20 protein-coding genes are annotated in these 25,154 nt (G+C 73.1%); 8 read left to right on the top strand and 12 right to left on the bottom strand.

The window, feature by feature from the left end; genetic code table 11:
- Window positions 1-196 precede the first annotated feature (196 nt).
- Window positions 197-1,207, top strand: coding sequence for a terpene synthase family protein (locus ACWCXC_RS17660; protein WP_450680276.1), 1,011 nt, complete (start codon window positions 197-199; stop codon window positions 1,205-1,207).
- A 299-nt stretch (window positions 1,208-1,506) separates the two neighbouring features.
- On the top strand, window positions 1,507-3,027 hold the full coding sequence (locus tag ACWCXC_RS17655; protein ID WP_450680275.1) for a carboxylesterase/lipase family protein: 1,521 nt from the start codon (window positions 1,507-1,509) through the stop codon (window positions 3,025-3,027).
- Between the two features lie 15 nt (window positions 3,028-3,042).
- On the opposite strand, the gene ACWCXC_RS17650 is transcribed toward ACWCXC_RS17655, so the two are convergent.
- The gene (locus ACWCXC_RS17650; RefSeq protein ID WP_450680274.1) at window positions 3,043-4,008 is read right to left on the bottom strand and encodes a CopD family protein; all 966 of its coding nucleotides are present in this window, start codon (window positions 4,006-4,008) and stop codon (window positions 3,043-3,045) included.
- Window positions 4,009-4,273: 265 nt separating this feature from the next.
- Between ACWCXC_RS17650 and ACWCXC_RS17645 the strand changes: the two genes are divergently transcribed.
- Window positions 4,274-4,681, top strand: a complete 408-nt coding sequence (locus ACWCXC_RS17645) for an STAS domain-containing protein (protein ID WP_450680273.1) — start codon at window positions 4,274-4,276, stop codon at window positions 4,679-4,681.
- A gap of 67 nt (window positions 4,682-4,748) precedes the next feature.
- On the opposite strand, the gene ACWCXC_RS17640 is transcribed toward ACWCXC_RS17645, so the two are convergent.
- Window positions 4,749-4,964 carry an EF-hand domain-containing protein gene (locus ACWCXC_RS17640; RefSeq protein WP_365680717.1) on the bottom strand — a complete coding sequence of 72 codons (216 nt, stop codon included), beginning with the start codon at window positions 4,962-4,964 and terminating at the stop codon, window positions 4,749-4,751.
- Between the two features lie 138 nt (window positions 4,965-5,102).
- Between ACWCXC_RS17640 and ACWCXC_RS17635 the strand changes: the two genes are divergently transcribed.
- Window positions 5,103-5,744, top strand: coding sequence for a GNAT family N-acetyltransferase (locus ACWCXC_RS17635; protein ID WP_450889684.1), 642 nt, complete (start codon window positions 5,103-5,105; stop codon window positions 5,742-5,744).
- 34 nt (window positions 5,745-5,778) lie between these two features.
- On the opposite strand, the gene ACWCXC_RS17630 is transcribed toward ACWCXC_RS17635, so the two are convergent.
- The 6 genes from ACWCXC_RS17630 to ACWCXC_RS17605 all read right to left on the bottom strand — a co-directional run bounded on the left by ACWCXC_RS17630 (window position 5,779) and on the right by ACWCXC_RS17605 (window position 12,543).
- Entirely contained in the window at window positions 5,779-6,966 is a 1,188-nt protein-coding gene (locus ACWCXC_RS17630) for a YVTN family beta-propeller repeat protein (RefSeq protein ID WP_450680271.1), read from the bottom strand.
- Entirely contained in the window at window positions 6,966-7,772 is an 807-nt protein-coding gene (locus ACWCXC_RS17625) for a polysaccharide deacetylase family protein (protein WP_450889682.1), read from the bottom strand. The genes ACWCXC_RS17630 and ACWCXC_RS17625 overlap by 1 nt, the downstream gene beginning before the upstream one ends.
- 380 nt (window positions 7,773-8,152) lie before the next feature.
- Window positions 8,153-8,668 (bottom strand): ATP-binding protein, encoded by a 516-nt coding sequence (locus ACWCXC_RS17620; RefSeq protein WP_450680269.1) that lies wholly within the window; start codon window positions 8,666-8,668, stop codon window positions 8,153-8,155.
- 271 nt (window positions 8,669-8,939) lie between these two features.
- The gene (locus ACWCXC_RS17615) at window positions 8,940-9,707 is read right to left on the bottom strand and encodes an enoyl-CoA hydratase/isomerase family protein (protein WP_450889679.1); all 768 of its coding nucleotides are present in this window, start codon (window positions 9,705-9,707) and stop codon (window positions 8,940-8,942) included.
- An 87-nt stretch (window positions 9,708-9,794) separates the two neighbouring features.
- Entirely contained in the window at window positions 9,795-11,042 is a 1,248-nt protein-coding gene (locus ACWCXC_RS17610; protein ID WP_450680267.1) for a L,D-transpeptidase, read from the bottom strand.
- Between the two features lie 268 nt (window positions 11,043-11,310).
- The gene (locus tag ACWCXC_RS17605; protein WP_450680266.1) at window positions 11,311-12,543 is read right to left on the bottom strand and encodes an Ig-like domain-containing protein; all 1,233 of its coding nucleotides are present in this window, start codon (window positions 12,541-12,543) and stop codon (window positions 11,311-11,313) included.
- A gap of 199 nt (window positions 12,544-12,742) precedes the next feature.
- Between ACWCXC_RS17605 and glgX the strand changes: the two genes are divergently transcribed.
- A complete protein-coding gene (gene glgX, locus ACWCXC_RS17600) occupies window positions 12,743-14,908 on the top strand; it encodes a glycogen debranching protein GlgX (RefSeq protein WP_450889805.1) in 2,166 nt (721 codons plus the stop codon).
- 22 nt (window positions 14,909-14,930) lie between these two features.
- On the opposite strand, the gene ACWCXC_RS17595 is transcribed toward glgX, so the two are convergent.
- Genes ACWCXC_RS17595 through ACWCXC_RS17580 form a run of 4 tightly spaced genes read right to left on the bottom strand, consistent with a single transcriptional unit; the run spans window position 14,931 to window position 18,637 of the window.
- Window positions 14,931-15,581: a response regulator gene (locus ACWCXC_RS17595; RefSeq protein ID WP_450680265.1), complete on the bottom strand. Its 651-nt coding sequence runs from the start codon at window positions 15,579-15,581 to the stop codon at window positions 14,931-14,933.
- 23 nt (window positions 15,582-15,604) lie between these two features.
- Window positions 15,605-16,867 carry a sensor histidine kinase gene (locus ACWCXC_RS17590; protein ID WP_450889676.1) on the bottom strand — a complete coding sequence of 421 codons (1,263 nt, stop codon included), beginning with the start codon at window positions 16,865-16,867 and terminating at the stop codon, window positions 15,605-15,607.
- 47 nt (window positions 16,868-16,914) lie between these two features.
- Window positions 16,915-17,697: an ABC transporter permease gene (locus ACWCXC_RS17585; protein ID WP_450680263.1), complete on the bottom strand. Its 783-nt coding sequence runs from the start codon at window positions 17,695-17,697 to the stop codon at window positions 16,915-16,917.
- A 1-nt stretch (window position 17,698) separates the two neighbouring features.
- Window positions 17,699-18,637, bottom strand: a complete 939-nt coding sequence (locus ACWCXC_RS17580) for an ATP-binding cassette domain-containing protein (protein WP_450889674.1) — start codon at window positions 18,635-18,637, stop codon at window positions 17,699-17,701.
- Between the two features lie 163 nt (window positions 18,638-18,800).
- Here ACWCXC_RS17580 and ACWCXC_RS17575 point away from each other — a divergent pair, with 163 nt between their 5' ends.
- The 3 genes from ACWCXC_RS17575 to ACWCXC_RS17565 all read left to right on the top strand — a co-directional run bounded on the left by ACWCXC_RS17575 (window position 18,801) and on the right by ACWCXC_RS17565 (window position 25,106).
- Window positions 18,801-20,693: an ABC transporter ATP-binding protein gene (locus tag ACWCXC_RS17575; RefSeq protein ID WP_450889672.1), complete on the top strand. Its 1,893-nt coding sequence runs from the start codon at window positions 18,801-18,803 to the stop codon at window positions 20,691-20,693.
- A complete protein-coding gene (locus ACWCXC_RS17570; RefSeq protein ID WP_450889670.1) occupies window positions 20,690-22,693 on the top strand; it encodes an ABC transporter ATP-binding protein in 2,004 nt (667 codons plus the stop codon). The genes ACWCXC_RS17575 and ACWCXC_RS17570 overlap by 4 nt, the downstream gene beginning before the upstream one ends.
- A gap of 379 nt (window positions 22,694-23,072) precedes the next feature.
- Window positions 23,073-25,106 carry a M4 family metallopeptidase gene (locus tag ACWCXC_RS17565; RefSeq protein WP_450680259.1) on the top strand — a complete coding sequence of 678 codons (2,034 nt, stop codon included), beginning with the start codon at window positions 23,073-23,075 and terminating at the stop codon, window positions 25,104-25,106.
- Window positions 25,107-25,154 lie beyond the last annotated feature (48 nt).

Here is a 25,154-nt window from a genome sequence, read left to right as displayed (position 1 = left end):
GGAATCCGGCCGTCGGGCCCTGTCCTCGCACCCGAAGAACGCCTCGGGCCCCGCACGGCGGCGGCCCGCCCCCCGGTCGCTGATCCGCGCCCGGCACCGGCCGCCCGCCCCGCTTCACCGTCTTCGCACCAGCCCCTCGGGTGCGCGGTTCCTCCGCGCGCCCGTTCCCTGTTTCCCATCGCCGACGAGGTGCACCATGAGTAAACTCGTGCTTCCCGCCTTCCACATGCCGTTCGACAGCGCCGGATGTCATCCGGGAGTGGAAGAGACCAAACGGGCCGCCTGGGAGTGGGCGGCCCGCCGCGATCTCGTGCTCTCCCCGGTGGCCCGGAAGAAGATGATCCGGACCCGGCCGGAGCTCTGGATCTCGCTGATCTTCCCCGGGGCCTCGCAGCACCATCTCGACCTCTTCTGCCAGTGGCTCTTCTGGGCCTTCCTCGTCGACGACGAGTTCGACGACGGCCCGGCGGGCCGCGACCCCCGGCTGTGCGAGGGCGCCATCACCCGTCTGGTGGACGTCCTGGACGGTCTGCGGGAACCGGACGGCCCCATGGAGAACGCCCTGGCCGAACTCCTGGCCCGCACCTGTACGGGACGGCCCCCGCACTGGCTGCGGCAGTTCCGCCGCGACACGGCCGCCTGGCTGTGGACCTACTACGCGGAAGCGGTCGACCGGGCCGCCGGCCATGTGCCCGGCACGGCCGACTTCGTACGGCACCGACGGGACTCGGTGGCCATGCAGCCCTTCCTCGATCTGCACGAGATCACCGCCGGAATCGATCTGCCCGAATCCGCGCGGAGCCTTCCCGCCTACATCGCCTTACGCAATGCGGTGGCCGACCACTCGGGCCTGTGCAACGACATCTGCTCCTTCGAGAAGGAGGCCCTGCTCGGCTACGAGCACAACACCGTCCGGCTCATCCAGCGCGACCGCGGCGGCACGCTCCAGGAGGCCGTGGACGAGGCCGGTCTGCTGCTCGCCCGGATCGCCGACCGGGTGCAGCGGGCAGAGAAGGAACTCGTCGAGGAGATCGAGGCGGCGGGCATCCGGGGACAGGCGCGCGTCGCCCTGGAACGCTGCGTCCGCGACTACCGGGGCCTGGTCCGGGGAGACTTCGACTACCACGCGCGCGCCGAGCGCTACACCCGCCCGGACCTGACCGAGACCGACGCGCAGGACTCCCTGTCCCGCAACTTCGCCGCCTGACCCGCGTTCCGCACGGAATATCCCCGTCCGCCCCCGCGATGTCCGGACGATTCCGTGCCGCACGCACCCGGCTCTCCGGCCGCGCCCCGAGCGGCCGGAAAGCCGCGTTACCTGAATTAGGCCCTCCCCCGCCCGACGACCGGCCGGCGACCCGACCGACGGGCGGCCGACGAGCGACCGGCAGCCGGCGCCCGACCGGCCGCCGCACCGCTTCGGAGCCTCCCCGCATGGCCACCCGCACCCGGCCGTGCTCTGCTGGAAGACACGCCCGACGTCCGCACGAGGGCGGGAGCCGTCCCATGGCCACCACACCGTTCCCGACGTCCGGTTCCGCGCCGGACGACGACACCCGCCCCGCGCCCCCGGTGCGCACCGCGTACGGCACCGTCCGCGGCACCCGCGAGCGCGGGGTGCACGTCTTCCGGGGCATCCCGTACGCCGCAGCCCCGGTCGGTCCGCACCGCTTCCGCGCCCCGGCCCCGCCCGCGCGCTGGGACGGGGTGCGCGAGGCCGCGGCCTTCGGTCCGACCGCGCCCAAGCGCCCGTACGCCCCGCCGCTGGACCGGCTGCTGCACGACCCCGAGGTGCCCGGCGACGACTGCCTCAACCTCAATGTGTGGACGCCCGCGCCCGGTTCCGCCCGGCTGCCCGTCCTCGTCTGGATCCACGGCGGATCGCTGCTGCACGGCTCCTCCGCCGTACCGCTCTACGACGGCGCCGCCTTCGCGCGCGACGGCGTGGTCTGCGTGAGCCTCAACTACCGCCTCGGCACGGAGGGCTTCGGACTGTTCCCGGACGCGCCCGCCAACCGGGGACTGCTGGACCAGATCGCCGCGCTCGGCTGGGTCCGGGAGAACATCGCCGCGTTCGGCGGCGACCCGGACCGGGTCACCGTCTGCGGGGAGTCGGCCGGAGCCATCTGCATCGGCGCGCTGCTCGCCGCGCCCCGCGCCGCCGGGCTCTTCCGCCGGGCCGTGCTCCAGAGCGGCGCGCCCACCGCGCTGCCGCCCGACGCGGCCCGCCGCACCACCGCGCTCGTCGCCGCGCGCCTCGGGGTCCCCGCCACGGCGCACGCCCTCGCCGCCGTGGACCCCGCCGCGCTGCTCGCCGCGCAGACCGAGGTCACCACCGGGGGCACCCCGTTGACCGGCGGCAACACCTTCCAGCTCGTGGTCGACGGCGAACTGCTGCCCCGCGACCCGGTCGCGGCGCTGCGCGACGGGGCGTCGTCCGGCGTGGATCTGCTGCTGGGGTCCACCACCGAGGAGTACCGCCTCTGGTTCGTGCCCACCGGACTGACCGAGCGGCTCTCCCGGACCCGGCTGCGGCTCGCGCTGTGGCGGTTCCGGGTGCCGGCCGCCACCGCCCGTACGTACCGGGCGAACCGGCCCGGCTCCACCCCCGGCGAACTGCTCGGGGCCCTCGCCACGGATCTGCTGCTGCGGGTCCCGCTGAATCTGCTGGCCGACGCGCGGACCGGGGCGGCGGGCTCCACCCGGCTGTACGAGTTCGGCTGGCCCTCCCCCGTCCTGGCGGGCCCGGGACCCGTCCGGCCGCTGGGCTCCTGCCACGGTCTGGAGATCGGCTTCGTCTTCGACAACCTGGCCGGGCCGGACGCGGTGGCGCTGGCCGGGCCCGACGCCCCCCGCGAGCTGGCCGCCGCGATGCACACGGCCTGGGTGCGGTTCGCGGAGAGCGGGGACCCCGGCTGGCCGTCCTGGGACGCCCGCCGGCCGGTGATGCGCTTCGGGCCCGGCGCCCCGGTGCTGGTGCACGCCCCGCGCGACGACGAACTGCGCGGCTGGGCCCCGTACCGCTGAAACACGGCCCGGCGCTCAGCGGGTGGCGATCCAGTGCGGATCGGGCACGACCGTCAGCACCGCCGACACCAGCACGACCGCCGCCAGGGCGACGGTCTCGCCCAGGGCCGCGCGCCGGGCCCCCTCCGGGCCGCCGCCGTCCCGCCCCAGCCGCCGGCGCGCGGCCAGTGCCAGCACGCTCACCACGGCCATCAGCGCCAGCTTGACCAGCAGGGTGCGCCCGTACGCGGAGGTGAACACCACCTCCGCGGGCAGCCGGCGCAGCGCGCTGCACGTGCCGGTCACCGCGAGGGCGGCGTACGGCCAGACGGCCAGCCGGGCGTAGCGGCCGAGGAGGGCGCGGGCCGGGGCGGGGGCCGGGCGCCAGTGGCGCAGGGTGCGCAGCACCTGGAGGAGGCCGCCCGCCCACAGGGAGGCGGCGGTCAGATGGACGACGGTGAGGGCGGCGCCGACGAGCGGGGTGTCCGCCTCGGGGTGGGCGCGCAGCGCCTCGGCGCCGACGGCCAGGGCGAGCGGTGCGGCGGCCAGCGCGGGCCGGCGGCTCGCCGCGCAGCAGGCCGCGAGGGCGAAGCCGTTGGCGACCAGGAGCAGGAGTCCGCCCTCGCGGGTGCCGTAGGTCTCGACGAGGCCGAGGCCGCTGATCCGGGCCAGGCGCGCGATCTGCCCGGCCGCCGCGAGCGCGCCGACGACCGAGGCGGCGACGGCCCAGGACGGCGGGAGGGTGCGGGGCCGGTCCGGTACGGAGCGGACGAGCGGGCCGAGCGCGAGGGTGCCGATGTGCACGGCGAACGCCGCGAAGAGGGCGGTCCGCAGCAGGACGGCGGTTCCGGCGCCGGGTATCCGCAGTTCACCGGTGCCCCGGCCGGCGGCGTCGGTGCCGAGCAGCGCGACCGCCACCGCGCAGAGCGCGGCCCCCGCCACGACGAGCACGGTCGTCCCCGGCCGCCGCCGTCCGGTCGCGGGCGCACGGTTCGGGATCATCGCCCGCTCCCCTTCCGACTGTTCCGGCTGACAACCCGATGAAGGGTCCGACTGACAACCACACGAAGGCCGATCTCTGTCCATGGGATCCGCGGACGTTCACCCGGAAGGAGGCATTGCGGGACGCGCGAACGTTTCTGCGTCGCGGTGCGGCCGACCCCCGGGTTAGGTTCACCGACTGTCACCTCACCGACCGTCACCCCACCGACTGTCCTTCGGGTCCGCATCACCCCCGGCGGGCCCGTCGCTGCGAGGAGAGGCCCCCATGACCCACACGCCGGCCCCCACGGCCGCCCCCGCGCCCGCCCAGCTCCCGGAGCCGTGCGGCACGGTGTACCGCCGCGAAGGACGCACGGTGGTGGCCCTGCGCGACGAGATCGACCTCGCGACCGCCGCGCTCATCGGGCCGGCCCTGGACGGGGCCACGGCACAGGACGCGCCGGACCTGGTGGTCGATCTGTCGGAGGTGAGCTTCCTGGACTGCTCGGGGCTGAGTCTGCTGTGCCGGGCCCGCAGACGGGCGCTGGACCGCGACGGGCGGTTCTCGCTGGTCTGCGACTGCCCGAGGATCCTCCGGCTGCTGCGGGCCGGGCGGCTGCACGACCTGTTCCGGCCGGTGGCCACCCCGGAGGAGGTCTTCCGGGGGCCCGGGACGGCGCCTGCCGGGAGCTGAGCGGCGGCCCCCGGCGCGGCCGGGGGCCCCGTGGCTCCCCGGGCACCGAGTGGGGCCTGCCCCGGCGTCAGCCCTTGTTCTGCGCGGCCCAGAACTCCTCGAAGGTGAGGAGGCCGTCCCCGTTGGCGTCGTGCGAGTTGATCACGGCCTGTGCGACCGGCTCGGTGACGTAGGGGTCGCCCAGCTGAGCCATGACGCTCTTGTACTCGGCGGCCGAGATCAGCCCGTCGCCGTTCAGGTCGTACCGCTCGAATGCCTTGCGCGCCGACTCGATGTCCGCCACGTTCCACCCCTTCGTATGACTGTCTGACGACGGTCAGATTATCGGGCGCCCCGGGTGGCCCGTGCGGGGGCCGGTCGTCGATCATGGGGGTCCGTCCGCCGTGCGGCGGGCGGTCACCGAGCGGGGGGAGCGGGAACGATGGACACGGGGGCGCTGGGGCGGGTCCTGGCGGAGGCGGCGCGGGGGCGCTTCCCCGCGGCGGACGGCGCCACGACGGTCGTGCCGCAGCCGAACGGCCGGGACGCCGGTGTGCTGGCCCTGACCGCGCATTCGGTGGTCTTCCTCGACGAGGACCCCGCGTGGGTGCGCGCGACGCTGGCCGCGACCCCCGGGGACGCGCTGGCCGCGACGATGAACCCGGCCTTCCTGACCGCCCTGACGGCCCGGACCGGGCGGCACATGAACACCATCGACCTGCTGACGGCCGCCGCCGCGCTGCCCGGCGGGCCGGAGGTGGAGCTGCGCGAGATCCGCGACCCCGAACACCCGCGGGTGGCACGGGCGATGAAGTACCGCGACGACGTGCGGGTGTGGGGCGCCGAGGGCGGGGTGCTGATCCTGGGCCGGGGGGTCGCCGGGCGCTGGGAGACCGCGATCGAGGTCGATGAGGAGGCGCGCGGCCGGGGGCTGGGCGTCCGGCTGGCGCGGGCGGCCCGGCATCTGGTGCCGGACGCGGTGGTGTGGGCGCAGCAGTCGCCGGGGAACGCCCGCAGTGTGCGGACGTTCCAGTCGGCGGGCTTCAGGCCGGTGGGCTCGGAGGCGCTGCTGGTCGCGGGCTGAGCCGGGGGCCCGGTCCGCGAGGGGCCGGGCCGGGTCAGCGGAAGACGCCGGTGTGGCCGAGCGAGTAGCGGCCGGGCTGCGGGTAGACCGCGAGGCCGTGCGGTCCGCTGCCGACCGGGATCCGGGCCAGTTGCTTGCCGTTGGTGGTGTCGATCGCGTACACCTCGGCGTTGTAGCGTCCCGACAGCCACAGCACCTTGCCGTCGGCGGAGACCCCGCCCATGTCGGGGCTGCCGCCGTTCGGCAGGTGCCACTTCTTCGTCAGCTTCTCGCGGCCGAAGTCGAAGACGGAGACCGAGCCCTCGCCCCGGTTGGAGATGTACATCTCCTTGGCGTCGCGGCTGACGTAGAGGCCGTGGCAGCCCTTGCCGGTGCGCAGGAGCTTCGGGGTGGTGAACTTCTTCCCGTCCAGCACCCAGACGCCGTCGGCCATCATGTCCGCGATGTAGAAGGTGCCGCCGTCGGGCGAGAGCTTCACGTCCTGGGGCATGGCCCCCTGGAAGGGCAGTTTCTGCTGCCCGACGACCTCCATCCTCTCGGTGTCGACCTTCAGCAGGTCGCCGGAGAACTCGCAGGAGACGATGAAGTACCGGCCGTCGGCGGAAAAGTCGGCGTGGTTGACGCCCGCGCAGCTCACCGGCACCGCCTTGGCGGTCTTCATGGTGTGCGCGTCGCGGAAGACGAGCTGGCGGTCCATGGACGCCATGACGACGGCGTACTTCCCGTTCGGGGTGAAGTAGAGGTTGTACGGGTCGGAGACCTCGACGGTCTTCCCGGCCTTGCCGGTGGCGGGGTCGATCGGGGTGAGGCTGTCGCCGAGGTCGTTGTTGACCCAGAGCGTCTTCAGGTCCCAGGAGGGGACCACGTGCTGGGGCTGGTGGCCGACCGGGATGGTCTCGACGACCTTGTAGGTGGCGGGGTCGATGACCGTCACGGTGTTGGAGTTGGTGTTGGGCACGTACACCCGGGACGGGAAGTCCTTGACGACGGGCGACAGCTTGCCGGGGGCGTCGGCCGCGTAGATGTTCCGGGGGTCGAGCACCGGTGGCATGCCGGGCAGTCCGGGCGGGGCGGCCGGGGTGACGGGTTCGCGGCGGGCGGGGGCGGCGGCCTCGGTGGACGTGGGTTCCGCGGCCCTGTCGGGGGAGGTGCCGCAGGCGGTGAGCGCGGCGAGGAGCACACCGCCGAGCAGCGCGGCGGTACGGGTGGTGGTGGGAGGCATCAGGTCAGCAGCTCCGTGGTCGTCACCGCGCGCAGTCCGCGGCGGTCGAGTTCGGCGAGGAGAGGGGGCAGCGCGGCGACCGTGTCCGCGTAGCCGAGGTGCAGGCTCACCACCGACCCGTTGCGGATCTGCCCGGTCACCGTGCGGGTGACGGTCGCGGCGCCGGGCGAGGTGAAGTCGAGGGAGTCCACGTCGTAGGAGAGGACGTGCGGGTATCCGGCGCGGGCGGCGAGCCGCCGGACGAGCGGGGTGGCGTCCCGGGCCCGGGAGGGCCGGAACCAGGTGCCGATGGAGCCGGTGAGCCGGCGCAGCCGCCGGGCGCAGTCGGTGATCTCGGCGTACGCCCGGGTCTCGTCCAGCGCGGAGATGTCGATGTGGTGCTGGGTGTGGTTGCCGAGGTCGTGACCGCCGTCGAGGACGCGGCGGGCCAGGGCGGGGTGGGCGTCGAGCCAGCTGCCGACGGCGAGGACGGTGATCCGGGCGCCGGCGCGTTCGGCCTCGGCGAGGACCGCCTCGGCGACGGCCGGGTCGCCCTGGCCGTGGAAGGTCAGGGCGACCCGGGTGCGGTCGCGGGGGCCGTGGTCGATCTGCGCGGGCTGTCCGGGGAAGCGCCGGGGCGCGGGCGCGGGGGCGTGAGCCCCGGTGCCGGGGGTCGGCCGGGCCGTTCGCGGGGCGGTGGGCGGCGCGGCCGGGCGGGCGGCCGGTCCGGGGCCGGAGCAGCCGGTGGCGAGGGCCGTGACCAGGGCCGTTCCGGCCGCCGCACGCAGGGCCTCGCGGCGGCGCACCGGTCCGTCGGGGACGTTCATACGCGGAACAGTAGAACCGCTTTGCCGGAAATCTCACGATTGGCCCGGCGGCACCGCCGAGCCCACACGGATGCGCGCGTCCACTCTGCGGACGATCAATGAATCACTCGGGAGAATCCCGCTATGTTCAATGGTTTGCAGGCGAGTGACCCAACACACCTGCGATTCATTGAAGAAATGTCCGGTTCTTTACCTAAATGGGAGCGTTGCGGCTTTGGCGAAGGAGTCATCCGTCTGCCATAGTCGATGACACGACCCCCATGGACCCGGGCCAGGTCGTCACCAAGCGGCCGTGAACACACCCCCCTTTCACGGTCCCCCACACAGAAGCCCCCGCAAGCGCCGCACCACGGCCGTCCGGGGGCTTCTGTGCATCCGGCTCAGCGGTCGGAGATCCGCATCTCGAACCAGGTGGTCTTGCCGCGCGGCAGCAGATCCACGCCCCACCGGTCGGAGAGCTTGTCGACCAGAAACAGACCGCGTCCGCTGATATCCATCGCCTGGACCGGCATCAGACACGGAAGGCCGCGCGAGGGGTCGCGCACCTCGATCCGGATCCAGCCCCGGCGGCGCATCATCCGTAAGCCGAAGACCCGGGCGCCCGTGTGCCGCACGGCGTTCCCGACGAGTTCGGAGACCAGCAGCACGGCGTGCTCGGCGGTCTGCGGGGAGAGTCCCCACTGGCGCAGCACCACGCACGAGGTGATCCGCCGGGCCGTGGCCGCGGACTCCGGCCGGGACGGCAGCCGGACCTCCGCCTCCGTCGGATTTCCGAACAACTCCAGCGCTTTGAACGCCTGTTCGTCCTCGACGGCCGGCTTCATCCGTGCCGCCGTCGCGCTGCTGCGCGGACGCGGCTGCTCCACACCCTCCAGGCCCGCCATGCCCACCATCATGGCGGCACGCGGCGGCCTCCGGGGCCGTTCCGGAGGAATCCCTGACCCGGAATCAGGGATTCCGGTGTGGGCTTCGGGCATATGCCAGAGGCAGAATGCACCGTCCGGCAGCACCCCTGAGCTGCGCGAACGCCGGGCCCGACGGGCCCGGCAGCAGCGGACGGAAGGCTGAACCTTAAGGTTGCCTTAAGGTTCAGCTAATCCGCCCACACGGATGAACGCCGCCGGATCCGTTCCCCACGGGTGTTCGGCCGACGGCGTCCGGGAGGGGTCAGAGGAACTGGGCCTTGCCCGGACCGTCCTCCACGAAGCTGCGCATGCCGCGCTCCCGGTCCTCGGTGGCGAAGAGCCCGGCGAACCAGGTGCGCTCGATCGTCAGGCCCGTGTCGATGTCCGTCTCCAGGCCCGCGTCCACGGACTCCTTGGCGGCGCGGAGCGCGAGGGCGGGCCCCTTCGCCAGCTTGGCGGCCCAGGCGTGCGCCCGCTCGTACACCTCGGCGGCGGGCACCACCCGGTCCACCAGCCCCATGGACAGCGCCTCGTCGGCCTTCACATGGCGGCCGGTGAAGATCAGGTCCTTGGCCTTGGCGGGGCCCACCAGCCGGGCGAGGCGCTGGGTGCCGCCCGCGCCGGGGATCAGCCCGAGGAGGATCTCCGGCTGGCCGAGGCGGGCGTTGTCCCCGGCGATCCGGAAGTCGGCGCACAGGGCGAGTTCGCAGCCGCCGCCCAGCGCGTAGCCGGTGACGGCCGCGACGACGGGCTTGGGAATGCGGGCCACCGCGGTGAAGGAGTCCTGGAGGGCCTTGGACCGGGCGACCATCGCCGGATGGTCCATCCGCTGCATCTCCTTGATGTCCGCGCCGGCCGCGAACACCTTCTCGCCGCCGTAGAGCACCACGGCCCGCACGTCGTCGCGCCGGGTGGCCTCCTCGGCGAGTTCGCGCAGCCGGTCCTGGGTGGCGACGTCCAGGGCGTTCATGGGCGGCCGGTCCAGCCGGATGGTGCCGACGCCGCCGCTTGCTTCGAGGGTTACGGTCATGCCCCGCAGGTTAACCGTCGCTCACGCCGACGGGCCCGGTGCCGTTGATCACAGCACCGGGCCCGTCCGCCGTTCCTCACCGAAGGGTCACGCGGTCCACTCCGACCAGGACATGTTCCAGCCGTTGAGGCCGTTGTCCGGCTGGATCGTCTTGTCGTGGGAGTTCTTGACGACCACGACGTCGCCGATGAGGGAGTGGTCGAAGAACCACGCCGCCGGGGTGCTCGGGTCGCCGGCGCCCCGGCTGTCCTGGAGGCCGACGCAGCCGTGGCTGGTGTTGGTGGAGCCGAAGATGCCAGATCCGCCCCAGTAGTTGCCGTGGATGAAGGTGCCCGAGGTGGACAGCCGCATCGCGTGCGGCACGTCCTTGATGTCGTACTCGCCGCCGAAGCCGACGGTGTCGCCGTTCATCCGGGTCACCTTCAGCTTCTCGCTGATGACCATCTGGCCGTTGTACGTGGTGGTCGCCGGGGCGCCCGCCGAGATCGGGATGTCCTTGATCTGCTGCCCGTCGCGGACGACCTTCATCCGGTGCGTCTCGGCGTCGACGGTGCTGACCTGGCTGCGGCCGATCGTGAAGGAGACCGTCTTGGCCTGCTTGCCGTAGACCCCCGGCCGGCCCTCGACGCCGTCGAGGTTCAGCTTGACGGTCACCTTGGTGCCCGCCGCCCAGTAGCGCTCGGGGCGGAAGTCCAGCCGGTCGTTGCCGAACCAGTGCCCCTGGATGTCGACGGCGGGCTCGGCCGTCACCTTGATGGCGTTCTCCACGGCCTCGGGGTCGGTGATGCCCCGGGTGAAGTGGATCGAGACCGGCATGCCGACGCCGACCGTCGAACCGTCCTCGGGGGTGTACTGCCCGATGAAGGTGTTCTTCGGGACCAGCGTGGTGAAGGTGGTGTCCTTCGCCGACTCACGCCCCTTGGCGTCCTTGGCGACCGCGTGCACCTTGTACTGGGTGGCGGCGGCCAGATGGTGGTCCGGCACCCAGCTCGCGCCGTCCGCCGCGATCTTCCCCTCGACCTCGGTGCCCTTCGGGTCCGAGACCTTGACCGTGGCGAGCTTCCCCTGCTCGGCGGAGATCTTCAGCGCCCCGTTCGTGGCGACGGACTCGGCCCCGTCCTTCGGCACGACGTTCACGACGGCCTGCGAGGCCGCCGTGTCGTCGGACCGCGCACCGGCCTTGCCGCTCTTGCCGGCGTCGCCGTCTCCCCCGCCGCACGCCGTCACCAGCATCAGCAACGCGCCCAGCGCCAGAGCCGACAGTCCGGTGGCCCCACGCCCCCGCCGCCTGTTGCCCGCCCCGGCCGATGCCCCCGATATCGGCTGCCCGTTCAATGTGGTCGTCTCCCCTCACACGGCCCCGCCGTGCCAAGGCCCTGGGCATCCCAAGGCTCCTGCCCCCGCGCGCTGCACATGCGCGCTCAGCGAAAAGATAATCACACCGACAGTGGGCGTTTCGCCCCGCGAATGTCACCGTTCCGTCCCAACTCACCCCGGGAGTTCGCCTGGTCGCAGCCGTGCGGACGCCCGGGCGGGCGGATACGGTGACGGCGCGGCCGATCTGGCCGCGCCGTCACCGCGCTCCGGCGTACGCCCCGTGGTCTCAGCGGAGTGCGGAACCCGCCTTCCACCGCGTCCAGTCCATGTTCCAGCCGCCCAGCCCGTTGTCCGGAGCGACCTGCCGGTCCGCCGAGTTGACGACCTCGACGACGTCCCCGACGAGGGTGCGGTCGAAGAACCAGCCGGCCGGGGTGTCAGCGCCGCCGCCCCGGACGTCCCGGAGTCCGATGCAGCCGTGGCTGACGTTCTGCGCGCCGAAGACCTCGTCGTCGGACCAGTAGTTGCCGTGCAGGAAGGTCCCGGAGTCGGTGAGCCGGATGGCGTGCGGGACGTCCTTGATGTCGTACTCACCGCCGAAACCGACGGTCCGCCCGTCCATCCGCGTCTCCTCGTGCATCTCGGAGACGACCATCCGGCCGTTGTACGTGGTGGTGGTCGGGGAGCCCGCGGTGACCGGGACCGTCGCGACGAGCCGTCCGTCGCGGCGCACCTCCATCGTGTGCGCGGCCGAGTCCACCCGGGAGATCTGCTCCCGGCCCACGGTGAACCGGACCGTCTTGCGCTGGCTGCCGAACACCCCCGGCGCCCCCTCCACATCACGCAGCCCCACGTCCACGGTCACCTCCGTACCGGGCCGCCAGTACGCCCGCGGGCGGAAGTCCAGCCGGGTCTTCCCGAACCAGTGCCCCACCACCTCGACCGGCGGATCGGAGCGCACCCGGATCGCCCGCTGCACGGCCGCCCGGCGGGTGACGGGGCTGCTGAACGCGAACGACACGATCATCCCGGTGCCGACGGTCGACCGGTTCTCCGGCTTGAAGTAGCCGATGAAGCGGTGGTCGGGGACGACCGTGGTGAAGGTGGTGTGGCGCGCCGAACGGCGCCCCCCGCCGTCCACCGCCACCGCGTCGACGCTGTACTTGGCGGCCAGCCCGAGGCGGCCCGCCGTCCCCTGCGGCGCCCAGGACCGCCCGTCCTCGGAGATGAGCCCGCGCACCTCCTGCCGCTGCGCGTCCTCGATCCGCGTCACCCGCACGCTCTCCAGCCGCCCGTCGGGGACCGACACGGTCACGCGCCGGTCCGCCGCGACGTTCCGCTCCCCGTCCCCGGGGGTGACCCGAATGGTGTCGGCGGCCCGACCGGACTTCCCGCCGATGAGCGCGCCCGGGCCCGAACAGCCGGTCAGCACGGCCAGCGCGGCCAGTACGGCGAGCAGCGCGGCGCGTGCCGGCCCGGTCACCGGGCCCGTCCCTGCCTTCTTCGCTACGTGGTTCACGTCCCCCCAACGACGGGGGCGGCCGGAGGGAAACGTGAGTGCGGGGCCGCTCGTGGGCAGAACAGAGGGGACGACGACACACGGGGAGCCGCGGCCGGGACGCCGCGCGCCCCGTTTCCGGGGCCGGTCCCCACGAGCCGCGGGAGGCGGGCAGGTGTCGAGCGCAGCCGAGCGGGAGACGGCCCCGAGATCGGGTCCGGTGCCGGGCACGGGCTCCGCGCCCACGGTGTGGCCGGGGGCCCCGATGCCGCTGGGGGCCCGGTTCCGGGTGGGCCCGGACGGGGTCGCGGGCACCAACTTCGCCCTGTGGGCGGGGGGCGCGGAGGCGGTGGATCTCTGCCTCTTCGACGAGGACGGCACGGAGACCCGCTGTCCGCTGACGGAGCTGACCCATGAGGTCTGGCACGGTTTCGTGCCCGGGGTCCGGCCCGGCCGGCGCTACGGCTACCGGGTGCACGGCCGCTGGGATCCGTGGACGGGGGCCCGGTGGAACGCGGCGAAACTGCTCCTCGATCCGTACGCCCGCGCCGTGGACGGGGATTTCACCCTTCCGGCCGAGGTGTACGGCCATGTGAGGGACTGGCCCGAGCAGCAGGTCGCGGACACCGTGCGCGACGAGCGGGACTCCGCCCCGCACGTCCCCAAGGGGGTGGTCGTCCATGACGACGACGACTGGGCCGAGGACCGCCGGCCCAAGACGCCGTGGGCCGACTCCGTCATCTACGAACTGCACGTGCGCGGATTCACCGCCCGCCACCCGGACATCCCGCCCGAGCTGCGCGGCACCTACGCGGGGCTCGCCCACCCGGCGGCAATCGGCCATCTCCGGCGGCTCGGGGTGACGGCGGTGGAGCTGCTGCCCGTGCACCAGTTCGCCCACGAGGACCATCTGCTGCGGCGGGGACTGCGCAACTACTGGGGCTACAACTCGATCGGCTACTTCGCCCCGCACGCGGGCTACTCCGCGAGCGGCACGGCGGGCCAGCAGGTCGGGGAGTTCAAGCGGATGGTGCGGGCGCTGCACGACGCGGGGATCGAGGTGATCCTCGACGTCGTCTACAACCACACGGCCGAGGCGGGCGAGCTGGGCCCGACGCTGTCGCTGCGCGGCATCGACAACCGCGGCTACTACCGGCTCCAGGCGGACGCCCGCCGGTACGCGGACTACACGGGGTGCGGCAACACCCTGCACGTGGTGCAGCCGAACGTGCTGCGGCTGATCACCGACTCGCTGCGCTACTGGGTGACCGAGATGGGCGTGGACGGCTTCCGCTTCGATCTGGCGGCGGCGCTGGCCCGTTCGATGCACGACGTCGACATGCTCTCCCCGTTCCTCGCGGTGATCGCCCAGGACCCGGTGCTGCGCCGGGTGAAGCTGATCGCCGAACCGTGGGACGTGGGCAACGGCGGCTATCAGGTGGGGGCGTTCCCGCCGCTGTGGACCGAATGGAACGACCGCTACCGCGACGCCGTACGGGACTTCTGGCGCGGCGCGCTGCCGGACGTGCGGGATCTCGGCTACCGGCTGACCGGGTCGAGCGATCTGTACGCGTGGGGCGGGCGCCGCCCGTACGCCTCGGTGAACTTCGTGACCGCGCACGACGGGTTCACCCTGCGCGACCTGGTGAGCTACGAGCACAAGCACAACGAGGCGAACGGCGAGGGCAACCGGGACGGCACCTCGGACAACCGGTCGTGGAACTGCGGCACCGAGGGCGAGACCGACGACGCCGGGATCAACGCGCTGCGCCGCCGGCAGCTGCGCAATCTGCTCACCACACTGCTGCTGTCGACCGGGGTGCCGATGCTGGTCGCCGGGGACGAGATGGGCCGGACCCAGGGCGGCAACAACAACGCCTACTGCCAGGACAACCCGACCGGCTGGGTGGACTGGTCACTCCTCGACGACCCCCGGTGGCGGGAGCTGACCGAGCTGACGGCCCGGGTGCTGGAGCTGCGCCACCGCCATCCGGTGCTGCGCCGGCGGGCGTTCTTCTCCGGCCGGGCGCAGGCCCCGGACGGGCTGCGGGACCTGGCGTGGTTCACGGCGCGCGGGACGGAGATGACGGAGGCCGACTGGTACGCCCCGGCGGCGACGGCCGGGCTGTATCTGTCGGGCCGGGACATTCCGGGGCGGGACGCCCGGGGGGAGCAGGTGAGCGACGACAGCTTCCTGGCCGTGCTGCACGCCGGGGCGGAGCCGGTGGAGTTCCTGCTGCCGGGGCCGCCGTGGGCGGGGGCGTACGACCTGGTGCTGGACACCGCGCGCGAGGAGCAGTCCGCCGCGCCGGGCACGGTCCACCGGGGCGGGGCGGCGCTGACGGTGCCGGCCCGGTCGGTGCTGCTGCTGCGGGTGCGGGAGTGACGGGCGGGGCGGCGCCGGCCCGTCAGCCGAGGATGCCGCGTTCGTAGGCGACGGCGACGGCGGCAGCCCGGTCCTTGGCGCCCAGTTTGGCGAAGAGGTGGGTGAGGTGGGTCTTCACGGTGGCCTCGCTGATGAACAGTTCGGCGGCGATCTCCCGGTTGGAGGTTCCCTTGGCGACCAGGGCGAGCACCTCGCGTTCGCGGGCGGACAGCTTCTCGTGGCCGGGTGCGGCGGGGGCCCGGACGGCGGAGACGAGACGGGAGGCGACGGCCGGCGAGAGCACGGTCCGGCCGTCGGCGGCGGCGCGCACGGCGGTGAACAGCTCCTCGCGCGGGGCGTCCTTGAGCAGATAGCCGGTGGCGCCGGCCTCGATGGCGGCGAGGGTGTCGGAGTCGGTGTCGTACGTGGTGAGGACGAGGACCCGGGAGCGGGCCCGGCGCCTGGTCAGTTCCGTGATGGCCGCGACGCCGTCGCCGCCGGGCATCCGCAGGTCCATCAGGACGACGTCGGGGTCGAGCCGGGCGGCCATCTCGACGCCCTCGACCCCGTCGGCGGCCTCGCCCAGCACCCGGAACTCCGCCGCCGACGCGAACATCCCGCGCAGTCCGTCCCGGACGACGGGGTGGTCGTCGACGACGATCAGGGTGATGACGCGGGCGGGTTCCTGGTCCATGGACCGCCACGGTACGGGACGGTTCAGTGGTGCGGCACGAGGGGGACCCGGGCGCTGACGGCGGTGCCGAGCCCCGGTCCGGTCTCGACCTCGACCGTGCCCGCGATGCGTTCGGCGCGGGCCCGCATGCCGCCGAGGCCGAAGCCGCCGGTGCCCCGGCCGGCGGGCCGGGCGCGCGGGTCGAAGCCCCGGCCGTCGTCGCGCACGTCGAGGGAGACCTCGTCGTCCATGTAGGAGAGGGTGACGCCGGCCCGGGTGGCGCGGGCGTGCCGGGCGGCGTTGGCGAGGGCTTCCTCGGCGATGCGCAGCAGGGTGGCGCCGACCTCGTCGTGGAGGGGTTCGGCGGTGCCGGTGACGGTGAAGTCGGCGCGTACGCCGGTCCGTTCCGACCAGCCGAGGACGGTCTTCTCCAGCGCGCCGGGCAGGTCGTCGTGTTCCAGCGCGGCCGGGACCAGGTTCTGTACGGAGCGGCGGGCCTCGCCCAGGCTGTGGCGGGCCAGAGCGGCGGCGCGGCGCAGGTGCTCGCGGGCGAGCGCGGGATCGGTGTCCTGGGTGGAGGCGGCGGCCTGGAGCTGGGCGATGATGCCGGTGAGCCCCTGGGCGATGGTGTCGTGGATCTCGGCGGCGAGCCTGCCGCGTTCGTCGGCGACCCCGGCCTCGCGGGCCTGGACGAGGAGCTGGGCGTGGAGTCCGGCGTTCTCGGCCAGGGCCTGTTCGAGGCGGGCGTTGGCGGACTCCAGGGCGGTGATGGTGTCGGTCTGGGTACGGGCCTGCTCGGCCTCGCGGTTGCCGATCTGCGCGAAGACCATGGTGAGCGTGGCGTGGACGCCGAGCACGATGCCGAAGACGATCCAGTTCATGAGGGTGGCGGGCGGCATGCCGCTGCCGGACTGCGCGCCCGCCATGATGACGGCGGTGGCCAGCAGTCCGGCCCGCATGGCCCGGGGCCCCAGCACCCGGCCGGCGTCGAAGTAGCCGAGCACGGCGTAGATGGAGAAGAAGGGGTTGCACCAGCTGAGGGCGAAGGCCAGCAGGGTGCGGACGGTGAAGTAGGCGGGGGGCGCCCAGCCGGGGCCTTCCGGGACCCGGTCCTGGTAGCGGGTCCACGCGAGGTGGAGGACGAGCGCCGCCGGGACGAGCACCAGGGCGGCCCGCACGCCCGCGTCGGTCATGACGAGTCCCCGGGTGACGGCCGAGACGGTCGCGGCGAGGGCGAGCAGACCGTACGGTCCGTAGCGGAAGAAGCGGTCCCACCACTGCTCGGCCGTCGTCGTCCCCGTGTGCATCGGACCCCCCTCGTCGCCGTGGTTCCCGGACAGTCTCCCCCCTCCGGTCACTCCCAGCGGAAGGTGCGCACGGCGGCGAAGGCCGCCGCCGCGGTCCAGGCCGCGACGAGCGCGAGCCAGACCCAGCCCGGCCAGGCACCGGACGCGGCCCGGTCCAGGGCCTGGGAGGCCGCGCCGAACGGGGTGACCTGCACGATCCGGCGCAGGGCGTCGGGCATGGCCTGGACGGGCACCCAGACCCCGGCGGTGAACATCATCACGAAGAAGAGGGCCGAGCCGATCGCGGCGGAGATCCTGCTGGTGCGGGCGATCGAGCAGACGAGCGCGCCGAGGGCCAGTACGCAGGCGACGGCGAGGAGCAGCGCCAGCGCGTAGCCGAAGGGCTGTCCGGGCAGGTCCACGCCGAAGGCGATCCGGCCGACCGCCATCACCAGGAGGGCCGAGCCGAGCGCGGCGGCGCCGTGCAGCGCGATCTGCGCGCCGAGCAGCGCGGAGGGGCGTACGGGGGTGGTGGACAGCCGGCGCAGGATGCCGCGTTCGCGGTAGCCGGTGAGGACGGGCGGCATCGACTGGATCCCGGCCATGATCATGGCGAGGAGGACGGAGACGGGGACGTAGAGGTCGATGACGCGGCGGCCACCGAGGTTCTCGTCGGGGTTCCGGAAGGACGGGACCAGTCCCAGGATCGTCATGAGGACGGTCGGGAACACCAGGATCCAGAACAGGCTGCCGGGTTCGCGCAGGAAGAGGCGGGTCTCGGCGCGCAGGACCGCGCGCAGCGGCCCGGCGGACGCGGTACGGGGCGCGGGGGCGGGGTGCGTGGTGGTCATGTCAGGCCGCCTGTCCGGTCGGGCCGCGCCCCTCGGCGGCGGCGGGGTGTTCGGTGAGGTCGAGGAAGGCGTCGTCGAGGGTGGCCTCGGTGACGCGGAGCCGGTGGGCGGTGACCCGGAGCCGGGCGAGCAGGGAGACGACGGCGTTGACGGTCTCGTCGGTGCCGTGGATGACGAGGCGCCCGTCGTCGTTCTCACGGGAGACCGTGCCGGGCAGGGCGGCGAGTTCGGCCTCGGGCAGCGGCTCGGAGGGGGTGAAGGCGATCGTGGTGGAGCGGCCGGCGCCGGCGATCAGTCCGGCCGGGGTGTCGAGGGCGGCGATCCGGCCCCGGTCGATGACGGCGACCCGGTCGCAGAGCCGCTGGGCCTCCTCCATGAAGTGGGTGACCAGCAGGACGGTGACCCCGCCGTCCCGGATGGACTCGATGAGCTGCCAGGTCTCGCGGCGGGCCCGGGGGTCGAGCCCGGTGGTCAGCTCGTCCAGGACGACGATCCGGGGCGCGCCGACCAGCGCGAGGGCGATGGAGAGCCGCTGCTTCTGGCCGCCGGAGAGCCGGGCGTAGCGGGTGGTCAGCCGGGTGTGCAGCCCGAGGCGTTCGGCGAGCGGGCGCCAGTCGGCGGGGCGCGGGTAGAAGGAGGCGTACAGCTCCAGGGCCTCGCCGACGGTGATCTTCGGCTGGAGTTCGCTCTGCTGGAGCTGGGCGCCGAGCAGCAGGGCGACCCGGTCGTGGTCGGCGACGGGGTCGAGCCCGGCGACCCGGACCGTGCCGCTGTCGGGGGTCCGCAGCCCTCCGACGCACTCGGCGGTGGTGGTCTTGCCGGCGCCGTTGGGTCCGAGGATCCCGAAGATCTCCCCCTCCTCGACGGTGAAGCCCACCCCGTCGACGACGGCGCGACCCGCGTAGGACTTGCGCAGTGCGTCCACTTCGATGATTGCCATACGGGGAGCCTCGCGGGCCGGGGCCCGTCCCGGTATCCGCCATCGCGCTCGGACCGGCATCGTCCGATCGGTTGACCCGGGGCTACGACCGGGGCGCGGCGGGGGCGCGGGGGCCGGAAAAGCACGTGAAGGATGTCAGTGCCGAAACGTAGGCTCGCTCCTGATGCCCGAAAAAGATGCAGTGCCCAAGGATCGGTCCGCCGCACGTTCGCTGCTGCGGCTGTGGCCGTATGTGAGGCCCGTGCGGATCCGTCTGTCCGGTGCCGCCCTGATAGCGATCGCCGCCTCCTGCGTAGGTCTGGTGATCCCCCTCGTGCTGAAGTGGATCGTCGACGGTCCGGTCGCGGACCGGGACCCGGGCGGGGTGTGGCTCGGGGCGCTGTACCTGCTGCTGCTCGGCGTCGCGGAGGCGGTCCTGTTCGGGGTGCGGCGATGGATGGTGGCGCGTCCGCTGGCCGGGGTCGAGGCGGCGATGCGGGCGGACCTCTACCGCCATCTGCAACGGCTGCCGGTGGCCTTCCACGACCGCTGGTCCTCGGGGCAGTTGCTGTCGCGCGGCACCACGGACCTGATGCTGCTGCGGATGTTCCTGGCCTTCCCGCTCACCTTCCTGCTGGTCAACGCCACCACCATCCTCGTCGGCTTCGTGATCCTGCTGCTCCAGGAGTGGACGCTGGGGCTGGTGCTGATGGTGCCGGTGATTCCGCTGGTGATCATCTGCTCGTTCTTCGAGGCGAAGTACTCGGTGGTGGCACGGCGCGCCCAGGACCAGGTGGGCGATCTGACGACGGTGGTCGAGGAGAGCGTGCTCGGCATCCGCATCGTCAAGGGCTTCGGCCGCCACCGCAGCCAGGCGCGGGCCTTCCGGGCGCTGTCCGGGCGGCTGCGCACCACGGAGCTGGTCAAGGCGCGGCTCCTCGCGGGCATCTGGGCCCTCATCACGACCATCCCGGAGCTGGCGATCGGCGCGGCACTGGTGCTCGGCACGGTCGAGGTCGCGGACGGCGGCCTGTCCGCCGGCACCCTGGTCGCCTTCCTCTCCACGGCGCTGGCGCTGCGCTGGCCGGTGGAGTCGATCGGCTTCCTGCTGGCGATGAGCCAGGAGTCCGCGACGGCGACGGAGCGGTTCTTCGAGGTGATGGACGTGGCGGAGGAGCGGGAGACGGCCGGGGGCGGAAGGCCGGAGTCCGGGACCGTCGCACCGGGCCCCGCCGAGGACTCCGACGCCGGCGGGATGGTCTTCGAGGGCGTCGAGTTCCGCTACCCGGACGCGGCGGAGGGCTCCCCGCCGGTCCTCGCCCGCATCGATCTGCGGATCCGTCCGGGCGAGACGATGGCGCTGGTCGGGGCGACCGGCTCCGGCAAGACGACGCTCACCGCGCTCGTGCCCCGGCTGCACGAGGCGACGGCCGGCCGGATCACGCTGGACGGCGAGGACATCACCGCCATGCCGCGCGAACGGCTGCGCTCGCTGGTCTCGGTGGCCTTCGAGGAACCGACGCTCTTCTCGGCGAGCGTCGGGGAGAACGTGCTGATGGGCACGGCGGACGGGGGCGAGGAGGAGCTGCGGCGCGCCCTGTCGGTCGCCCAGGCCGACTTCGTCCACGAGCTGCCGCAGGGCACCGCGACCCAGGTCGGGGAGCAGGGGCTGAGCCTGTCCGGCGGTCAGCGCCAGCGGCTCGCCCTGGCCCGCGCGGTCGTCGGCGAACCGCGGTTCCTGGTGCTGGACGATCCGCTCTCCGCCCTCGACGTGCACACGGAGGCGCTGGTCGAGGCCGCGCTGCGGCGGGTGCTGGCGCGGACGACGGCCATCGTGGTCGCCCACCGCCCGTCCACGGTGATGCTGGCGGACCGGGTGGCGCTCCTGTCGGAGGGCCGGATCAGCGCGGTGGGCACGCATCAGGAACTGCTGCGCGACAACGCCGAGTACGCCTGGCTGATGTCGGGCGCCGACGGCGAGGAACGTACCGGGCCGTCCCGCGAGGACGACCCGGCCGAGGACGCACAGGACGCGCGGGGCACCGACGCCCCGGCCGGGAAGGGCACCACCCGATGACCAGCACCACCACGGGCCGGCCGGCCGCACCGGACGGCGACGGAGGCGACGACGGGACCTGTACGGCGGCGCCCCCGGCACACGGGGACGGCCCTGCGCCCGCACCGGCCGACGGCACGGCCGGGGCGGTGACGACGGGCGGGCACGAGGCGACGGCCGGCGGCACCGGCAGGGCGGAGCGCGGCGGCACGGAATCCGGCGGACCCGCCGGTGACCCCTTCGACCGTGACGACCTGCCCGCCCCGCGCGGTGCCACGGGCGCGCTGCTGCGCTCGCTGCTGCGGCCGATGCGCGGGCGGGTCGCCCTGGCGGCGCTGTACCTGCTGGTCCAGCAGGCGGCGGTGCAGGCCGGTCCGCTGATCGTGGCGTACGCGATCGACAGCGGGGTGCCCGCGTTCCGGGACGAGGACTACGGACCGCTGATCGCGGTGGCGATCGGCTACGCGCTCTGCTCGGCCGGTGCCGGGGCCCTGCAGTACGCGTTCATCCGGGGCGCGGCGCGGGTCAACCAGGACGTGCTGCTGGATCTGCGCGGCCGGATCTTCCGGCACGCGCAGGCGCTCAGCGTGGACTTCCACGAGCGCTACACCTCGGGACGGCTGATCTCCCGGTCGACCACCGATGTGGAGTCGCTGCGGGAGCTGCTGAGCGAGGGGCTCCAGGAGCTGATCGGCGTCGTCCTCTCCTTCGTCTCCATCTCGCTGATGCTGCTCTGGCTGGACCTCGCCACGGGCGCGGTCGCCGTGCTGTCGTTCGTCCCGCTGTATCTGCTGGTGCGGCTCTACCAGCGCCGGGCGGCCGTCATCTTCGCGGGCCGGTCGACGGCGATCGCCGCGGTCATCGTGAAGTTCGCGGAGACGATGAACGGAATCCGGCCGGTCCAGGCGTTCCGCCGGGAGCGCGTCAACGACGAGGTCTTCCGGGCGCTGAACGAGACGCACGAGCGCACCAACGGCGACGCGATGCTGGAGAACGCCCGCTATGTCGTCGGCTCGCGGCTCGTCGCCAACACCGCGGTGGCCGGGATCGTGCTGTGGGGCGCGTACCGCGTGGCCTCCGGGGATCTGGCGCTCGGTGTGCTGGCCGCCGTCGTGCTGTATCTGCGCCGGCTGTACGACCCGATCGACCGGCTCAGCATGTTCCTGAACTCCTACCAGTCGGCGGCGGCCTCGCTGGAGAAGATCGCGGGCCTGCTGGCCCAGACGCCCTCGGTCCCCGAGGCGGCCGACCCCCGCGAGCTGCCGGAGCGTTCCGGTGGACTGCCGGGCCGCGAGGTGGTCTTCGACGCGGTGGGCTTCTCCTACCGTACGGGCGGCGAGGTGCTGCCCCGCTTCGATCTGACGGTGCCGGCCGGGCAGACGGTCGCCGTCGTCGGCTCGACGGGTGCGGGCAAGTCGACGCTGGCCAAGCTGCTGGCCCGGTTCTACGACCCGACCGAGGGCCGGGTCCTGCTGGACGGCACCGACCTGCGCGATCTGGCCACGCCGGAGCTGCGGCGCGGGGTGGTGATGGTGACGCAGGAGGCGTTCCTGTTCTCCGGGACGGTCGCGGAGAACATCGCGATCGGCCGCCCGGACGCGAGCCGGGCGGAGATCGAGCGGGCCGCGAAGGCGATCGGCGCCCATGACTTCATCGCGGGCCTGCCGGACGGCTACGACACGGACGTGCGCAAACGCGGCGGCCGGATCTCGGCCGGCCAGCGCCAGCTGGTCGCCTTCGCGCGGGCGCTGCTCGCCGATCCGGCGGTCCTGATCCTGGACGAGGCGACCAGTTCGCTGGACATCCCCGGCGAACGGGCGGTGCAGCGGGCCATGGACACCGTGCTGCACGGCCGGACCGCCGTCGTCATCGCGCACCGGCTGTCGACCGTCGAGATCGCCGACCGCGTCCTGGTCATGGAGCACGGCCGCATCGTCGAGGACGGGACGCCCGCCGAACTGATCGGCGGCACGGGCCGTTTCGCGGGCCTGCACCGCGCCTGGCGGGAGAGCCTGGCGTAGCGCGTGCGGACGCCCCGGCCGCGCACGCGGCCGGGGCGTCGCCGTGTGCGCGGAACGCGCCATGCCGCCGGCCCGTCTCGACTGGTGGGAACATCCCCCTTCTTCACACGCCCTTCGCACACGACACAAACGGCGCCACCCCCGCCGCTGGCTCCGCTTTCGGGATTCCGGGCCCCCGGAAGGCCGTGCGGTGATGATCGGCGAAACGTCCGCTTAACGAACATGAGCCATCCGACAACGGACGAATTCCGGCCAACTTGTTGACGCGGTCCTGACAGGACATGCGTGCGGCTGACACTCTTCACCCCGTTCTGCGCTTGCCTGCTCTGCCCGGACGGTCACCCAGCCGCCGGTACCCCCCTCGCAGAAGGAGTTCCGCGTGAGATCCACGCACAGCCGTCGTACCGCGACCGGTGCTCTCATAGCCGCAGCAGCCCTCCTCGCCGTCGGCGTCCAGGGCACCACGGCCACGGCGACGCCGTCGGACCGCGCCCAGGCCGCGGCCCCCACGTCGCAGGCCCGCCCCGGCGCCCTGCCCAAGCAGCTCTCCCCGTCCCAGCGCGCCGAGCTGATCCGGGAGGCGACCGCCAACCGCGCGGCCACCGCCAAGGAGCTGGGCCTCGGCTCGCAGGAGAAGCTCGTCGTCCGGGACGTCGTCCAGGACAACGACGGCACCACGCACACCCGCTACGAGCGCACCTTCGCCGGGCTGCCGGTCCTCGGCGGCGACCTGGTCGTCAAGGAGTCCCCGGCCGGCGCCACCCAGAGCGTCTCCAAGGCGTCCCGGGTGACCTCCGCGCAGCTCAAGGCCGTCGACACCACGGCCGACGTGGCCCCGGCCGCCGCCGAGAAGCAGGCCGTGGGCCTCGCCAAGGCGGACGGCTCCTCGCGGACCGCGGCCGACAAGGCGCCCCGCAAGGTCGTCTGGATGGCCTCGGGCACCCCGCAGCTCGCCTACGAGACCGTCGTCGGCGGCCTCCAGGAGGACGGCACCCCCAACGAGCTGCACGTCGTCACCGACGCGAGCAGCGGCGCCAAGCTCTTCGAGTGGCAGGCCATCGAGAACGGTGTCGGCAACACGCAGTTCAGCGGCCAGGTCACGCTGAACACCTCGGGGTCGTACAACCTCACCGACACCACGCGCGGCAACCACAAGACGTACAACCTGAACCACGGCACGTCCGGGACCGGAACGCTCTTCTCCGGCTCCGACGACGTCTGGGGCGACGGCACCCCGAGCAACCCGGAGACCGCGGCGGCGGACGCCCACTACGGTGCGGCCGAGACCTGGGACTACTACAAGAACGTCCACGGCCGGACCGGCATCAAGGGCGACGGCGTCGGTGCGTACTCCCGCGTCCACTACGGCAACAACTACGTCAACGCGTTCTGGTCGGACAGCTGCTTCTGCATGACGTACGGCGACGGCAGCGGCAACGCGGCCCCGCTGACCTCGCTTGACGTCGCGGCCCACGAGATGAGCCACGGTGTCACGTCCAACACCGCCGGTCTGGTCTACAGCGGCGAGTCGGGTGGCCTCAACGAGGCGACCAGCGACATCTTCGCCACCGCCGTCGAGTTCTACTCGAACAACTCGTCCGACCCGGGTGACTACCTGATCGGCGAGGAGATCGACATCAACGGCGACGGCACCCCGCTGCGCTACCAGGACAAGCCGAGCAAGGACGGCGCGTCCAAGGACTCCTGGTACTCGGGCATCGGCAACATCGACGTGCACTACTCGTCGGGTCCGGCCAACCACTTCTTCTACCTCCTGTCGGAGGGCAGCGGCGCCAAGACCATCAACGGCGTCAACTACGACTCCCCGACCTCCGACGGCCTGCCGGTGACCGGCATCGGCCGCGCCAAGGCCGAGCAGATCTGGTTCAAGGCGCTCAGCACCAAGTTCACCTCGACCACCAACTACGCGGCGGCCCGCACCGGGACGCTGGCGGTGGCCGGTGAGCTGTACGGCACGACCAGCGCCGAGTACAAGTCCGTGGCGGACGCGTGGGCCGCGATCAACGTCGGCTCGCGGCCGGGCGGCGGCACCGACCCGGGCACCGGCAAGGTCTTCGAGACCAAGACCGCCGTCACCATCCCCGACGCCGGTGCGGCCGTCACCAGCTCGGTCGCCGTCACCGGCATCACCGGCAACGCCCCGAGCGCCCTCAAGGTCGGCGTGGACATCACCCACACCTACCGCGGCGACCTGGTCATCGACCTCGTCGCCCCGGACGGGTCCACGTACCGGCTGAAGAACTCCTCGAGCAGCGACTCCGCCGACAACGTCCAGACGACGTACACCGTCAACGCCTCCTCCGAGGTCGCGAACGGCACCTGGAAGCTCAAGGTCCAGGACGTCTACTCGGGCGACACCGGGAAGATCAACAGCTTCAAGCTGACCTTCTGATCCGGACGCCGGACACGCACCACCGCTGACACGACGCGGCCGTCCGGG

The organism is Streptomyces sp. NPDC001515, from assembly GCF_053597115.1.
The sequence above is the reverse complement of the archived record's forward strand: the minus strand, read 5'-3'. Positions and strand labels throughout refer to the sequence as shown.